General features: G+C 60.7%; 8 protein-coding genes, 2 tRNA genes and 3 rRNA genes (1 of these 13 only partly in view). 6 read left to right on the forward strand and 7 right to left on the reverse strand.

The window, feature by feature from the left end:
- Nucleotides 1-23: 23 nt before the first annotated feature.
- Both lapD and lapG read right to left on the reverse strand, forming a co-directional pair.
- Nucleotides 24-1,970 carry a cyclic di-GMP receptor LapD gene (gene lapD / locus AAHK21_RS12820; RefSeq protein WP_046857560.1) on the reverse strand — a complete coding sequence of 649 codons (1,947 nt, stop codon included), beginning with the start codon at nucleotides 1,968-1,970 and terminating at the stop codon, nucleotides 24-26.
- 10 nt (nucleotides 1,971-1,980) lie between these two features.
- On the reverse strand, nucleotides 1,981-2,682 hold the full coding sequence (gene lapG / locus AAHK21_RS12825) for a cysteine protease LapG (RefSeq protein WP_367857437.1): 702 nt from the start codon (nucleotides 2,680-2,682) through the stop codon (nucleotides 1,981-1,983).
- Between the two features lie 270 nt (nucleotides 2,683-2,952).
- On the opposite strand from lapG, the gene AAHK21_RS12830 reads away from it, so the two are divergent.
- The 6 genes from AAHK21_RS12830 to AAHK21_RS12855 all read left to right on the forward strand — a co-directional run bounded on the left by AAHK21_RS12830 (nucleotide 2,953) and on the right by AAHK21_RS12855 (nucleotide 10,526).
- Nucleotides 2,953-3,645, forward strand: coding sequence for a GntR family transcriptional regulator (locus AAHK21_RS12830; protein ID WP_046857561.1), 693 nt, complete (start codon nucleotides 2,953-2,955; stop codon nucleotides 3,643-3,645).
- Nucleotides 3,646-3,723: 78 nt separating this feature from the next.
- A complete protein-coding gene (locus AAHK21_RS12835; RefSeq protein ID WP_367857438.1) occupies nucleotides 3,724-4,284 on the forward strand; it encodes a hypothetical protein in 561 nt (186 codons plus the stop codon).
- A 597-nt stretch (nucleotides 4,285-4,881) separates the two neighbouring features.
- The gene (locus tag AAHK21_RS12840) at nucleotides 4,882-5,658 is read left to right on the forward strand and encodes a DUF3050 domain-containing protein (protein ID WP_367857439.1); all 777 of its coding nucleotides are present in this window, start codon (nucleotides 4,882-4,884) and stop codon (nucleotides 5,656-5,658) included.
- Complete coding sequence (locus tag AAHK21_RS12845; protein ID WP_367857440.1) at nucleotides 5,655-6,584, forward strand: diiron oxygenase; 930 nt, start codon at nucleotides 5,655-5,657, stop codon at nucleotides 6,582-6,584. Before AAHK21_RS12840 ends, AAHK21_RS12845 begins: the two co-directional genes overlap by 4 nt.
- Nucleotides 6,585-6,594: 10 nt before the next feature.
- Nucleotides 6,595-10,026: an amino acid adenylation domain-containing protein gene (locus AAHK21_RS12850; RefSeq protein WP_367857441.1), complete on the forward strand. Its 3,432-nt coding sequence runs from the start codon at nucleotides 6,595-6,597 to the stop codon at nucleotides 10,024-10,026.
- A gap of 32 nt (nucleotides 10,027-10,058) precedes the next feature.
- On the forward strand, nucleotides 10,059-10,526 hold the full coding sequence (locus tag AAHK21_RS12855) for an SRPBCC family protein (protein WP_367857442.1): 468 nt from the start codon (nucleotides 10,059-10,061) through the stop codon (nucleotides 10,524-10,526).
- Between the two features lie 338 nt (nucleotides 10,527-10,864).
- Here the strand turns inward: AAHK21_RS12855 and rrf (AAHK21_RS12860) are convergent.
- The 5 genes from rrf (AAHK21_RS12860) to AAHK21_RS12880 form a co-directional block, all read right to left on the reverse strand.
- A 5S ribosomal RNA gene (gene rrf / locus AAHK21_RS12860) occupies nucleotides 10,865-10,980 on the reverse strand.
- Nucleotides 10,981-11,090: 110 nt separating this feature from the next.
- A 5S ribosomal RNA gene (gene rrf, locus AAHK21_RS12865) occupies nucleotides 11,091-11,206 on the reverse strand.
- Between the two features lie 137 nt (nucleotides 11,207-11,343).
- Nucleotides 11,344-14,237: ribosomal RNA gene (locus tag AAHK21_RS12870) — 23S ribosomal RNA — on the reverse strand.
- Nucleotides 14,238-14,479: 242 nt separating this feature from the next.
- A tRNA-Ala gene (locus AAHK21_RS12875) sits at nucleotides 14,480-14,555 on the reverse strand.
- 6 nt (nucleotides 14,556-14,561) lie between these two features.
- A tRNA-Ile gene (locus AAHK21_RS12880) sits at nucleotides 14,562-14,623 on the reverse strand (it continues 15 nt past the right edge of the window).

The raw sequence follows: 14,623 nt of genomic DNA on the forward strand, positions 1-14,623 counted from the left end.
CCCCGCGATAACGCCGAGCCTGCTCAACGCCAGGGTGCCGGGCCACCCACCAGTTGCCCCTGGATGCCCTGCACGCCCATCTCCCGCAGCACCTTCAACTCCCCTTCGGTCTCCACCCGCTCGGCGATCAGCGGCAGGTCGATGCTGTGCGCAGCCCGCTGGATGGCCTCGATGAACAGGCGCTTGTGCCGTTCCTGGTCGATGTTGCGGATGTAGCCACCGTCGATCTTCAGGTAGGCCAGCCCCAGGTGGGCCAGGTTGCCGATCATGCTGAAGCGCCCGCCGAAGCGTTGCAGCGCCAGGCTAAAGCCCAAAGCGCGCAGGCGCCGGGTGAGCTGCTCCAGCACCGTCTGCTCGGGCAGTTGCTCCTCGCCGATCTCGAAGGTCAGCCGCTGCCCCAGCGCGCCGTGCTGCCCCAGCAGGTCATAGACCCGCTGCAGCGCCTTGGGGTCGGCCAGGGTCGCGGCCGACAGGTTCAGCGCCAGCGCTTCACCATGCCCTTGCAGATGCTTGAGCACCTTCTCCAGCACCAGCAGGTCCAGCCGCGCCATCCAGCCGAAGCGCTCCAGCCAAGGCAGGAAGCGGCCGGCCGCCAGGGCTTCGCCCTCGTCGTCGTGCAGGCGCGAGATGACCTTGTAATGCAGCACCCGCTCTGGCGCCTTGGCGTCCACGACCGGTTGGAAGAACAGCTCGAACTGCCCTTTGCCCAGCGCCTGGTCCAGGCGCGTGTGCCAGGCGTGGTGGCTGTCGGCGGCCTGGCCCGCGGCGCCCTGCTCCAGGCATACCCAGCCCGGCGTGGGCTGGCTCTCGGCGCGGGCCAGGGCCTCGTCGGCGAGCTTGAGCAACGCTTGCGGCGCATCGCCGGGGCTGTAGGGGGCAAGGCCGATGCAGGCCACCGGGTCGACATCGCTGGCACCGGTCTCGTGCAGGCTCTGCAAGGTGGCTTCCAGGGCCTGGGCCAGCTGGATCGCCTCGTCATGGACCATGCCCGGCGCCAATACCGCGAACTCGCCGCCACGGCTGCGGGTGATCAGGTCGTTGGTCTCCGGATAGTTCGCACAGGTGCGGCGCAGCTGCTCACCCACTGCCTGCAGCAACTGGTCGGTACGCTGGCCACCCAGGCGGGCATTGAGCCCGGCCAGGTCCTGAACCCGCAGCAACAGCAGGTAGCCGGTACGGGCCTCCTCCAGGTTGCTGACCCGGGCATTGAGCTGCATTTCGAAGTAACGCCGGTTGGCAAGGCCGGTGAGGCTGTCCTGGTAGGACTCCGCACGCAGCTTTTCGCTGCGCTCGGCCTGCTCGGTGAACAGTGCCTTGAGCTTCTCGACCATCTGGTTCATCGCCTGCACCACACGGCGCAGCTCGGGGGTGCGTGGCAGCTCGGGCAGGCTGAGGAACTCACGACGGGCAATGGCGTGGGACTGCGCCACCATGTAGTCGAGCGGGCGCAACTGGCGACGCAGCAGCAAGGCCCCGAGCACCGCGCTCACCGCGCCGCACAGCAGCAGCCAGCCAAGGCTGCCCAGGGCGCTCTGCCAGAGTTTGCCCAGGGCGAACATCGGGTGGCTGATCACCTCGACCCGCGCCGCCTGCTGCCAGCCACGGCTGACGAGGGCATCGCCACCGGCCGGCTCCAGGCCGATGAGCTGGATGAACCAGCCCGGCACGCCGCCGGCGTCGGGCTCTGCGTGGCGCTCGACCAGCACGGCGTTGGAGTCCAGGTCGATGACCTTGATACTCGAGTAGTAGCCGCTGTCGAAAATCGAGCTGACCATCAGCTCGACCATCGCCGGGTCGTCGATGTTCGGCGTCAGCGACAACGCCAGGGCCGTTGCGGCGTCCTGGGCATGGGAACGCAGCTGGTTGACGTACTGGCTGCGCGAGCTCTCCAGGCTGACCATGAAGCTGCCACTGAAGGCGATCACCAGGAACAGGCAAATGGCTAGCAGCAATTGTTTGAACAGTGACATCTGTGCTCCTTCAGTAAACCGGTTCGGCCGGGAACCCTTCGGCCTGCATTTTCTTCAGCAGATCCTGCCAACGCGACAGGCGCTTGGTGTCGCCGACCTTCTTGTTGCCGCCCGCGCCGGTCAACCACAGGCCTTCACCGTTGAAGGCATACACCGGCAGCAGGTCGGTACGCTGGCTGGCCGGCTTGATCGCGTCCATCAGGCTGTCCAGCACCAGCGGCTGGGCCTGTGGGCTTGAATAATAGGTCAGGACCATGTGCGCACGGTTCTGGCGCAAGGCCTTGACGTAGGTGATGCGCAGCTTTTCGGCGGGGATGCCCATACGCCGCAGGCTGAAGTACTTGGCGATGGCATAGTCCTCACAGTCGCCCGCACCCTTTATCAGCGATTGTACCGGCGTGGCCCAGTAGTCGACCTCGTGCCACAGGTCGATGTCCTCGACATAGCGCAGCTGCTTGTTGAAGAACAGGTTGACCACCTGCAGCTGCTCCAGTTCGCTGCCCTGCTTCTGTGTCGCCATCAGGTTCTGCCAGGCATCGATACGCCCCTGCCCCGCGCCCATCGGGCCATACAGCGCCTGGGCACGACGGCTGATCTGCGAGAAGTCCCAATCAGCCTGGATGACGCCCAGCCACAGGCAACCGAGCAGCGCGGCAAGGCCGAGCCGGCGTGCGGTCGCATTGACAGGCCAAGGTATCGCCACTGCGCACACCCGTTCAGATCAGTCGAAAGCAGCGATGGTGCGGGCTGGAGGCGCAAAAGACAATGGCACCGTGCGATCATGCTGCCAACTGTCGGCAAACCCGCTTCGTACAAGGGCTGGCGACCTTGGCTGTCTTCCCAATGCCGGCAACTTGCTTCACGATAGCCGCGTTTTGACTCTGCGCCACGGCGCATCGCTTGATCAATCCGTTTGACAAGCGCCCCCTTCCCTCACTAGGGTTATTGGATCCAATTTTCATGTTGCCGAGGCGAACCCCGCGTGGCTGAGAAACCCAAACTCCTGAGCACCGTCCTGGGCAGCGAACAAGTACCACCGCACCTGGCCCGGGGTGTTATCGAAGAGCGCCTGCGCAGTGCCATCCTCGATGGCCGCCTGCCCCCGGGCACCGCCGTGCGCCAGCAAGAGCTGGCGACCCTGTTCGGTGTCAGTCGCATGCCCGTGCGCGAGGCACTGCGCCAACTCGAAGCCCAGTCCCTGCTGCAGGTGGTGATGCACAAAGGCGCCGTGGTAGCGCCATTGATCGGTGAGGATGCCGTCGACACGTACGCCCTGCGCGTGCTGCTCGAGACCGAGGCGTTGCGCCAGTCGATCCCCTTGCTCGATGCCGACGACATCGCCCAGGCCAGGGCCTACATCCGCCAACTGGAGACCGAGACCCGTCATGCCGAAATCGGCCGTCTCAATCGCCTGTTCCACATGGCTCTCTACAGCAAGGCGCAGAACCAGAAGCTGCTGCGCATGATCGAGATCGAGCTCAACGAAGAGGAACGCTTCCTGCGCTTCCATCTGTCCTCGATGGGCCTGGGCAAACTCACCCAGGATGACCACATTGCCCTTGTCGATGCCGCCAACGACAGACTGGTGGAAGAGGCCGTGAAGCTCCTGGAAGAGCACCTCAACCACGCCGCGCGCACCATCAGGAAATACCTCGACAGGCAATCGGCCAACTGATCCTGCCCAACCGCGCAGCCGCCCCTGGCGACCACCCTGCTGCGCCGACACGATCCGCCACAAGGAACGGCAGTGCACGTGCAGACTCGACAGGACACCACGCCCGACCAGCCGCCCAGGATTCGCCTGATCTGCCTGGCAAGCACACGGCAGCAACTTGCCCAGTACCGCACCTGGGCAAGGACCCTGAGCGACCCCATCGAGCTGGTCGCGGTCGATGTCCCCTCCATTGCCGACCTCGAACAATCCTTGCCCATTTCCGGGCGCCTGACCCAGGCCCTGGTCGAGCAGCTCCAGCCCTACCTCATGCAGCCGCATGCGGTGTTTGCCCAAGGCCTGGGCGCGCACATCGCCTTGGCCCTGATACAGCAGGTGCAAGGTGCTTGCCCGGGCCTGACCCGGCACTTGTTTGTTGCAAGCTGTGACAGCCCACAATTCAGCACCTCCTACCTGCCCCTGCATATCCCCATGACCGTGCTCTATCCGCCGGGCTCGCTGGCAGCGATGCTCGGCTGGCACAGCTTGGTACGCCGGGAGCTGGAGCTCATTGAGCTACCGGTGCAAGCGGTCGATACTTCGCTGCTGAACCAGCGCCTGGTGCGCATCTTCAACGCCCACCTCGGGTTGCTAAGCTTCTAATTCTCCCCTTGCCATCCGTGCGCTGATCAAGGCTTTTCCGCTGCCTGGTCAGTGCCTGGCCATGGCAGTGCCAGCATTTTGAGCACACTCTACCCCCCGCAGCGGCCGCTGATCATCAGACGTGGACCTGGCCGTTTGCCTCCTCATTCACCTGCAGAAGGAACCTGGCACCGGGGCAAGGACCGCAAGCGATCAGCCGCCCCTCAATAGTCACTCTCTCCATCTCAATTCATTCGTGCTCCGAGTGAGGCATTCACTCTGTGTCATTTTCTGATCGTTATTTATCGGAAGGAGTACGTATTGCCAAAATAAAACTTACTCAATGTTTTATTCAGGCACTTACATTTCAAGAAAAGTCCGAACATAAAATAATCAAAAAAACAATTGCGACAAACTTCTAAGTTGTTCTAACTTTTATATCGCCAGCCAAGGGCAGCCAGGCGTCACCGTGGACGCCTTGCAAAACAAGCCCTGCTGGCCTCTGCCTGTTGTTCGAATTCGAGTTTTCACTCGAGGCCTTCATTCGCCCGGCATTTAGTTGCCTTGCAACTTCCAGAGCATAACGCCCCTGTATATCACCTCTAAACGGATCTCATCATGAGCACATTGAAGCGCACACTTTCCGACAAGAAACATGAACTTTCCCTGCATCCGCTATTTTCCGAAATCGACTCTCTGGAGACGCTGCGTGGATTCATGGAAACCCACGTGTTCGCCGTCTGGGACTTCATGTCGCTGACCAAGCGCCTGCAGCAGGAACTGACTTGCGTCAGCCTGCCCTGGCTGCCACCAAGGGACCCGGCCGCGGCGCGCCTGATCAACGAGATCGTCCTGGGCGAGGAATCGGACGATCGCCTCGATCATGGTCACTACAGCCACTTCGAGCTGTACCTCGATGCCATGCGCGAAGTCGGTGCCAGCACCCAGGCCATCGAGCGCTTCGTCAGCCTGCAGCAACAAGGCGTCGCGGCATTCGACGCGCTGCAACGCTGTGGCGCCAGTGAAGCCGCGCAGCGATTCGTTCGCGACACCCTCGAAGTGGCCATCGAGGCACCGGCCCACCAGGTTGCCGCCGCCTTCCTGCACGGGCGGGAAAGCGTCATTCCAGCAATGTTCCAGCAGATTCTCGACGAGTGGGGCATCGGCACCGAGCAGGCACCGACCTTCCGCTACTACCTGCAACGTCACATCGAGGTCGACTCCGAGGACCACGGCCCCGCCGCCGAGCAATTGCTGGCACGCCTGGTCGATCACGACCCACTGCGCCAGGAAGACGTCTACGTGGCCGCCATCGCCGCGGTGGACAGCCGCATGGCCCTGTGGGACCGCCTGCGTACGTCGCTGAAAACGGCTGTTGCCGAGGTCACCCCATGAATGCCCTCGAGTATCGCTCCTTTGCCGAGGCCTGGGAGGCCAGGGCAACCATTCGCACCCGGCCGCGGCGCCTGGTAGAGGATGACCAGCGCCTGATCTACCCCCTGAGCCGCCAGCCCCTGGTGCTCGGCGCGACGTTCCAGCGCGAGTGCCCGCAGTTGCGCGACTTCGTGCTGGTACAGAGCCTCTACAAGTTCATCAATGACGTGGTGATCTTCGAGACCGAGATCGTCGACCGCACCGCCCGGCGCATCGCCAAGGACCGCTTTGCCGTGCGTTTCCCGTTCGCCTGCCGCTACGACGCGATGACCGTGGTGGTGGACGAGGACTATCACGCCCTGGTGGCGATGGACTTCCTGCAGCAGACCATCGCCCTGACCGGGATCGAGCCGATCGCCCTGCCCCAGGAAATCGAACTCAGCCGCGCCATTCCAGCCGTGCTGGAACAGGTGCCCGAGGCCCTGCGTGACGCCCTGGAGCTGATCTGCGTGGGCATCGCCGAGAACACCCTGACCGACGATGTCGCGGCCTTTGCCCGCGACGATTCGGTCAAGCCCTCGGTGAAGGGCCTGATGGCCGATCACCTGCTGGATGAAGGTCGTCACTCGAGCTTCTGGGCGCGCCTGACGCGCATCTACTGGCATACCGCGCCTGAGGCGGATCGCCAGATGATCGCCAAGGTACTGCCGCTGTTCCTGCGCCAGTACCTGACCAACGACATCCAGCAGGCTTTCGACTGTGCCCTGATCGACGCCTTGCCGGTGAGCGATACGGTACGCCGGGCGCTGCGCGAGGAAGCGCTGGGCCTGGCCTACCCGATCAACCGCCAGCACCCGCTGCTGGGCAACATCCTGCGTTTCTTCCGCAGCAGCTCGATGCTCGAGTCGCCCTGCGTACAGGACGCCCTGCGCGACTATCTGCCCTGAGGACCTAGACATGAGACGCCTCGACATACTCCTGGTGGGCACCAGCCCGCCCCTGGAGGAGTTCGCCCGCCTGCTCGCCGAGCACGGACATGGCTCGGCCAGGGCCGACAGCGCCCAGGCCCTGCCCCGGCAGCTGTCGGCCCATCCCGACCTGGTGGTGGAGGATGGCAGCCTGGCACTGAGCAGCAGTGACTGGCAGCCCCTGGGCGGCACGCCGCTGCTCAGGCTACGCCTGGGTGCGAGCTACGCCGACACCCTGCCGCAACTGGAGGCCCTGTGCTGGTGCGGCAGTGCCAGCGCCCAGCGGCTGATCCATCGGGTGCCGATACACACGCCGCGCTCCGGCAATGGCCAACAGCTGCGTGAGGACACCTTGCAAGCCCTGTGCGAGCAACTGGCGCTGCAGGTCACCCGCTTCGCCCGCAACCCGTTGCATCTGCAGGAAACGCCTGCGGTAAGCCCAGGAGAACATGAGCGTGAGCACGGCCTGGACTGGCTGGACACTTTGGCCTACCGCCACCCGTTCAACCGCACACTGCGCGCCGATTTGCTGGAGAAGGCCGAAACAGGCCTGATCGGCGGCCTGGACCACAGCCTGCGTGTGCACGCCGGGTCTCCTGCCGTGAACCACAACGGCCAGCGTTGCTCTTATGAGCAACTGCACGCCCGCGCCGCCGTCATCCAGCAGGCCCTGTTGCCGCTGTTGCCCAAAGCCGGGGAACAGCCGCCTGTGGTCGCCGTGTGCATGGGCAAGTCACCCGAGCTCTACGCCAGCCTGCTGGCGGTGCTGGGCTGCGCCGCCATCTACCTGCCACTGGATCCGGCCACACCGGCCGAGCGCCGCCAGCTGATCCTCGACGACGCTGGCGCCTGCGTCATGCTGCACGACGGCCAGACGCCTGTGGATATCCCTGATGTGGATGTGCGCAACCTTGCTTTGGCGCAGGACTTGCCGCTGCCCAGCCTGGCGTTGCGCCAGGCTGCCGCCGAGCAGGCCTGCGTGGCGATCTACACCTCCGGCACCACCGGCCAACCGAAAGGCGTGTTGCTCAGCCAGGGCAACCTGGCGCACTTCATGGCCTGGTATCGCGAGCATGTGGACCTGGACCGGCACAGCCGGGTCCTGCAGTTCTCCACCATCGGCTTCGATGCCTCGCTGCTGGATATCCTGCCGACGTTCGCCTGTGGCGCGGAACTGGTCCTGCCCAGTGAGGACCAGCGTCGCGATCCGCAGCTGCTGGTGCAACTTATCCACAGAGAGGAGGTGAGCCACGCGTTCCTGCCACCGGCGCTGCTGAGCATCCTGCCCCGGGATCTCCATCTGGGCCTGCGCCATCTGGTCACCGGCGGCGACGTCTGCGAACCAGAGGTCATCGCCCGATTGGCCGGGCAATGCCGGATGCACAATATCTATGGGCCGACCGAAACCACCGTGCTGGCCACGACCCGGGTGTTCGGTACGGACGACGACAACCGCAACCTGGGGCTGCCGATCGCCAACACCCAGGTGTTGATCCTCGACCAGCACCTGCAGCCGGTTTGTGAGCAGACCCCCGGCGAGCTGTACATCGTCGGGCCAGGCGTCGGCCTGGGCTACCTGAACAACCCCGAACTGAGCGCCGAACGCTTCGTCGAGCTGAGCTTGCCCGCGGGCCGCAAACTGCGCGCCTACCGCACGGGGGACATCGGCAAATGGACCGAACAAGGTATCGAGCTGTGCGGCCGGCGAGACAACCAGGTGAAGATCCGTGGCTTCCGGGTCGAACCCGAAGAAATCGAACACTGCCTGCGCGATAGCCAGCTGTTCGCCCAGGTGGCGGTGGTGATCGACGCCCAGCGGCGGGTCCTGGCCTTCCTTGCCCACCCGCAACGAGCCGATGCCGAAATCTTGCTGCGCGGGCATGCCGAGCGACACCTGCCCGACTACATGCGCCCGATGTTCTATCAGGTCCTGCAGCAGATGCCCTATACCGCCAACGGCAAGGTGGATCGCCGGGCGTTGTCGTTGCGTCCACTGGCCTTGCCAACCAGCCAGCGCATCGAGCCACGGACAACCACCGAGGAGCGCCTGCGCTGCCTGTGGAGTGCACTGCTGGAGCTCCCACAAAGCGAGATTTCCGTCGACGACAGCTTCTTCAACCTCGGCGGTCACTCCATCCTGCTGTCGCGCCTGCTACTGGAGGTCAGGGAACACTTCGGCCAGGGGGTGGCCATCAACCGCTTCATCGAACAGCCGACCCTGCAACGCCTGGGCGCGCTGCTCGATGGCGATCACGAGGCGCTGCAAACCTCCCTGGTACGCCTGGAGCAGGACGCCAATCGCGAACTGGACCTGCAGGTGCAACCGATGGAGCGCCTGGGCGATGTGCACAAGGTGATCGTCACCGGGGCCAACAGCTTCCTTGGCGTGCATCTGGTCGAGGCCCTGCTGGAGTGGGGCGCAAGTGAAGTCGCTTGCCTGGTACGCAGCGCCGCAGGGCTATCCGCCGATGAGCGTTTCTCCCAGGCCCTGCGGGACAACCACGTCACCCTGGACCGCAGCCGCGTGCGGGTATTCGAAGCGGACCTGCGCAAACCACTGCTGGGTCTGGCCCAGGCCGACTACGACTACCTGGACAGCAACTATGGCGCGTTGCTGCACAACGCCGCGCAGGTCAACCATGTGCTCGACTACGAAGTACTGGCAGCCGACAACATCGAGCCCTTGTTCGAGTGCCTGCGGCTATGCGAAGGCCGGCGCAAAAAGATCTTCAACTTCATCTCGACCCTGTCCGCTTGCAGCGCGGTGGACATTGACGGTCGTGTGCTGGAGAGCGATCCGGCCAGTACCCCGCCGATCTACATCCGCAACGGCTACAACCTGAGCAAATGGGTCGGCGAGCGCATCCTCAGCCGTGCCCGTGAGCAGGGCGTGTGGGTCAACCTGTTCCGCCCCGGCAACATTACCTTCGATAGCCGCACCGGGGCCTGCCAGCCGCAGCGCAACCGGCTGATGCTGATGCTCAAGGGCTCGCTGCAGTTGGGCCAGGTGCCGGAGCTCGAGATCGACTTCGACCTCATGCCGGTGGACTTCTTGTCCCGCTTCATCGCCTTCCACAGCAGCCGTCACCAGGCCGGCCAGTGCGTGTTCAACCTGCACAACCCCGAACCCCTGCGCTGGCGTGACTACCTGGCTTCATTCCATGCCCAGGGCCATGCCTTCGAACTGGTCAGCATCGAGCAATGGCAGCGCCAGTTGGCCAGGGTCGATAGCGACAACGCGCTGTACGACGTCCTGGGCTTCTACCTGGACGGTTTCGAGGAAGACATCGGTGACATCTCTGGCATCGCCCACGACAACGCCCGTGCCGGCGTGCAGCGCATGGGCGCCCGTTACCCGAGCAAGGACTCGGCACTGCTCAGCCGCGGCTGCCGCTACCTGGCCGACATCGGCTTTATCTGATCCCTTACATACACAACAGGAGCAATACCCCTATGCAAGCACTCAAACCCGATACCCTGATCCGCAACCCGCAAGGCTGTCTGGTGGTTTCCAGCGTGGAGATCGCCGCGCCGGCAGCCAACGTGTGGAACATCGTCGGCAACTTCGCTGGCTTCCCGGTGTTCATTCCTGCCCTGGCGCATATCGAGATGACCGGCAGCGGTGTGCGCTCGGTGCGCAAGAAGCTGTTCAAGGATGGCAACGTGGTGATCGAGCAGTTGAACAGCCGTGACGATCAAGCCATGAACATGACCTGGAGCCTGATCTACACCAGCCTGAACATCGGCAATCTGTGGGCGGCCATGCAAGTGCAGGCGATCGACGCCAGCCGCAGCCGTGCGACCTGGACCATCCAGGCCGAGCCTTGGGAAGGTGGCCCGGAGGCTCTGCCGAGCTTCCAGGCGTTCCTGCAGGGCTTTGCCGATGAAGCGATGGGCAATGTGCGTAATCTGCTGAGCTGATAGCACGGGCAGGGGCGTATGCCCCAATAGCAAAAAGGCCGCTCCCAACCGGGAGCGGCCTTTTTTTGTCTTGAACATCAGGGGTCGCTGTTGCACAGCAAAAAGATATCTCTGTAGGAGCGGCTTTAGCCGCGATGCAAGCAACTCGGTGTCTGGCACCCGCTTCGCGGGTGATCGCGGCTGAAACCGCTCCTACAGGGGACGTGCTGTGCTTGTGAATACTGTTCCCTTCGTGCCAGCGCAGGGAGCTGGACGAGCTCATACGGGAACTTCACGCATTGATACCCGGAAAAGACAAAGCCCCTGATCGCATCGCGATCAGGGGCTTTGGAATTGAATCTTGACGATGACCTACTCTCACATGGGGAAACCCCACACTACCATCGGCGATGCATCGTTTCACTGCTGAGTTCGGGATGGGATCAGGTGGTTCCAATGCTCTATGGTCGTCAAGAAATTCTGTGTGCTGGTCCGTCCTGAAGGACGTACCTGCGAATCTCTGTAGTCTCTACTTAAAGACAAAACCCCTACCTGCTCGCGCAGATAGGGGTTTTGCGAAATGAATCTTGACGATGACCTACTCTCACATGGGGAAACCCCACACTACCATCGGCGATGCATCGTTTCACTGCTGAGTTCGGGATGGGATCAGGTGGTTCCAATGCTCTATGGTCGTCAAGAAATTCGGTTGCCAGTACGTCCTTGCAGACATGCCAGCCAATTCGGATATGCGATATTTGTGGTTCGTCGCGAACTTTCGGTTCGTTTCGTCTTCACCACCGCAATTTGGCCTCAGCGCAAATTGCTTGGGTGTTATATGGTCAAGCCTCACGGGCAATTAGTATTGGTTAGCTCAACGCCTCACAGCGCTTACACACCCAACCTATCAACGTCGTAGTCTTCGACGGCCCTTCAGGGAGCTCAAGGCTCCAGTGAGATCTCATCTTGAGGCAAGTTTCCCGCTTAGATGCTTTCAGCGGTTATCTCTTCCGAACATAGCTACCCGGCAATGCCACTGGCGTGACAACCGGAACACCAGAGGTTCGTCCACTCCGGTCCTCTCGTACTAGGAGCAGCCCCTCTCAAATCTCAAACGTCCACGGCAGATAGGGACCGAACTGTCTCACGACGTTCTAAACCCAGCTCGCGTACCACTTTAAATGGCGAACAGCCATACCCTTGGGACCGGCTTCAGCCCCAGGATGTGATGAGCCGACATCGAGGTGCCAAACACCGCCGTCGATATGAACTCTTGGGCGGTATCAGCCTGTTATCCCCGGAGTACCTTTTATCCGTTGAGCGATGGCCCTTCCATACAGAACCACCGGATCACTAAGACCTACTTTCGTACCTGCTCGACGTGTGTGTCTCGCAGTCAAGCGCGCTTTTGCCTTTATACTCTACGACCGATTTCCGACCGGTCTGAGCGCACCTTCGTACTCCTCCGTTACTCTTTGGGAGGAGACCGCCCCAGTCAAACTACCCACCATACACTGTCCTCGATCCGGATAACGGACCTGAGTTAGAACCTCAAGGTTGCCAGGGTGGTATTTCAAGGATGGCTCCATGAGAACTGGCGTCCCCACTTCAAAGCCTCCCACCTATCCTACACAAGCAAGCTCAAAGTCCAGTGCAAAGCTATAGTAAAGGTTCACGGGGTCTTTCCGTCTAGCCGCGGATACACTGCATCTTCACAGCGATTTCAATTTCACTGAGTCTCGGGTGGAGACAGCGCCGCCATCGTTACGCCATTCGTGCAGGTCGGAACTTACCCGACAAGGAATTTCGCTACCTTAGGACCGTTATAGTTACGGCCGCCGTTTACCGGGGCTTCGATCAAGAGCTTCGCTTGCGCTAACCCCATCAATTAACCTTCCGGCACCGGGCAGGCGTCACACCCTATACGTCCACTTTCGTGTTTGCAGAGTGCTGTGTTTTTAATAAACAGTCGCAGCGGCCTGGTATCTTCGACCGGCGTGGGCTTACGCAGCAAGTGCTTCACCCTCACCGGCGCACCTTCTCCCGAAGTTACGGTGCCATTTTGCCTAGTTCCTTCACCCGAGTTCTCTCAAGCGCCTTGGTATTCTCTACCTAACCACCTGTGTCGGTTTGGGGTACGGTTCCCAGTTATCTGAAGCTTAGGAGCTTTTCTTGGAAGCATGGCATCAACCACTTCGCGCTCTAGTGAGCACTCGTCATCAGCTCTCGGCCTTAAGATCCCGGATTTGCCTAAGATCTCAGCCTACCACCTTAAACTTGGACAACCAACGCCAAGCTGGCCTAGCCTTCTCCGTCCCTCCATCGCAATAACTGGAAGTACAGGAATATTAACCTGTTTTCCATCGACTACGCTTTTCAGCCTCGCCTTAGGGACCGACTAACCCTGCGTCGATTAACGTTGCGCAGGAAACCTTGGTCTTTCGGCGTGCGAGTTTTTCACTCGCATTGTCGTTACTCATGTCAGCATTCGCACTTCTGATACCTCCAGCAAGCTTCTCAACTCACCTTCACAGGCTTACAGAACGCTCCTCTACCGCATCATCATAAGATGATACCCGTAGCTTCGGTGCATGGTTTGAGCCCCGTTACATCTTCCGCGCAGGCCGACTCGACTAGTGAGCTATTACGCTTTCTTTAAAGGGTGGCTGCTTCTAAGCCAACCTCCTAGCTGTCTAAGCCTTCCCACATCGTTTCCCACTTAACCATGACTTTGGGACCTTAGCTGACGGTCTGGGTTGTTTCCCTTTTCACGACGGACGTTAGCACCCGCCGTGTGTCTCCCATGCTCGGCACTTGTAGGTATTCGGAGTTTGCATCGGTTTGGTAAGTCGGGATGACCCCCTAGCCGAAACAGTGCTCTACCCCCTACAGTGATACATGAGGCGCTACCTAAATAGCTTTCGAGGAGAACCAGCTATCTCCGAGCTTGATTAGCCTTTCACTCCGATCCACAGGTCATCCGCTAACTTTTCAACGGTAGTCGGTTCGGTCCTCCAGTCAGTGTTACCTAACCTTCAACCTGCCCATGGATAGATCGCCCGGTTTCGGGTCTATACCCAGCGACTAAAGCGCCCTATTAAGACTCGCTTTCGCTACGCCTCCCCTATTCGGTTAAGCTCGCCACTGAATATAAGTCGCTGACCCATTATACAAAAGGTACGCAGTCACCTAACAAAGTAGGCTCCCACTGCTTGTACGCATACGGTTTCAGGTTCTATTTCACTCCCCTCTCCGGGGTTCTTTTCGCCTTTCCCTCACGGTACTGGTTCACTATCGGTCAGTCAGTAGTATTTAGCCTTGGAGGATGGTCCCCCCATGTTCAGACAAAGTTTCTCGTGCTCCGTCCTACTCGATTTCACTGGCAAGAGATTTTCGTGTACGGGGCTATCACCCACTATGGCCGCACTTTCCAGAGCGTTCCACTAATCTCAAACCAGCTTAAGGGCTGGTCCCCGTTCGCTCGCCACTACTAAGGGAATCTCGGTTGATTTCTTTTCCTCAGGGTACTTAGATGTTTCAGTTCCCCTGGTTCGCCTCTTGCACCTATGTATTCAGTACAAGATAACCAGCTTGTGCTGGCTGGGTTCCCCCATTCAGAGATCTCTGGATCACAGTCTGTTTGCCGACTCCCCAAAGCTTATCGCAGGCTACCACGTCTTTCATCGCCTCTGACTGCCAAGGCATCCACCGTATGCGCTTCTTCACTTGACCATATAACCCCAAGCAATCTGGTTATACTGTGAAGACGACATTCGCCGAAAATTCGCACGTCGCTCTTTCGAGCAGAACTCACAAATTTTACCTTAGCCTGAATAACCAGCAGTGAAACTGGTATTCAGTCTATTTCTATCACATATCCGAATTTTTAAAGAACGATCTGACAAAAGTCAGAAATCAACATTCATCAACGAATGCTCATTTCTAAGTTCTGATCAAGTAGACACAACAGAAAGTGGTGGAGCCAAGCGGGATCGAACCGCTGACCTCCTGCGTGCAAGGCAGGCGCTCTCCCAGCTGAGCTATGGCCCCGCATATTGGTAGGTCTGGGCAGATTTGAACTGCCGACCTCACCCTTATCAGGGGTGCGCTCTAACCAA

The sequence above is a fragment of the Pseudomonas sp. TE50-2 genome (assembly GCF_040813665.1).
GTDB lineage: Bacteria > Pseudomonadota > Gammaproteobacteria > Pseudomonadales > Pseudomonadaceae > Aquipseudomonas > Aquipseudomonas soli.

What these genes read in the sequence shown, in the direction of transcription:
- lapD (WP_046857560.1), bottom strand. Translation starts at nt 1,970, where the DNA reads ATGTCACTGTTCAAACAATTGCTGCTAGCCATTTGCCTGTTCCTGGTG.
- AAHK21_RS12840 (WP_367857439.1), top strand. Translation starts at nt 4,882, where the DNA reads ATGAGCACATTGAAGCGCACACTTTCCGACAAGAAACATGAACTTTCC.
- AAHK21_RS12845 (WP_367857440.1), top strand. Translation starts at nt 5,655, where the DNA reads ATGAATGCCCTCGAGTATCGCTCCTTTGCCGAGGCCTGGGAGGCCAGG.
- AAHK21_RS12850 (WP_367857441.1), top strand. Translation starts at nt 6,595, where the DNA reads ATGAGACGCCTCGACATACTCCTGGTGGGCACCAGCCCGCCCCTGGAG.
- AAHK21_RS12855 (WP_367857442.1), top strand. Translation starts at nt 10,059, where the DNA reads ATGCAAGCACTCAAACCCGATACCCTGATCCGCAACCCGCAAGGCTGT.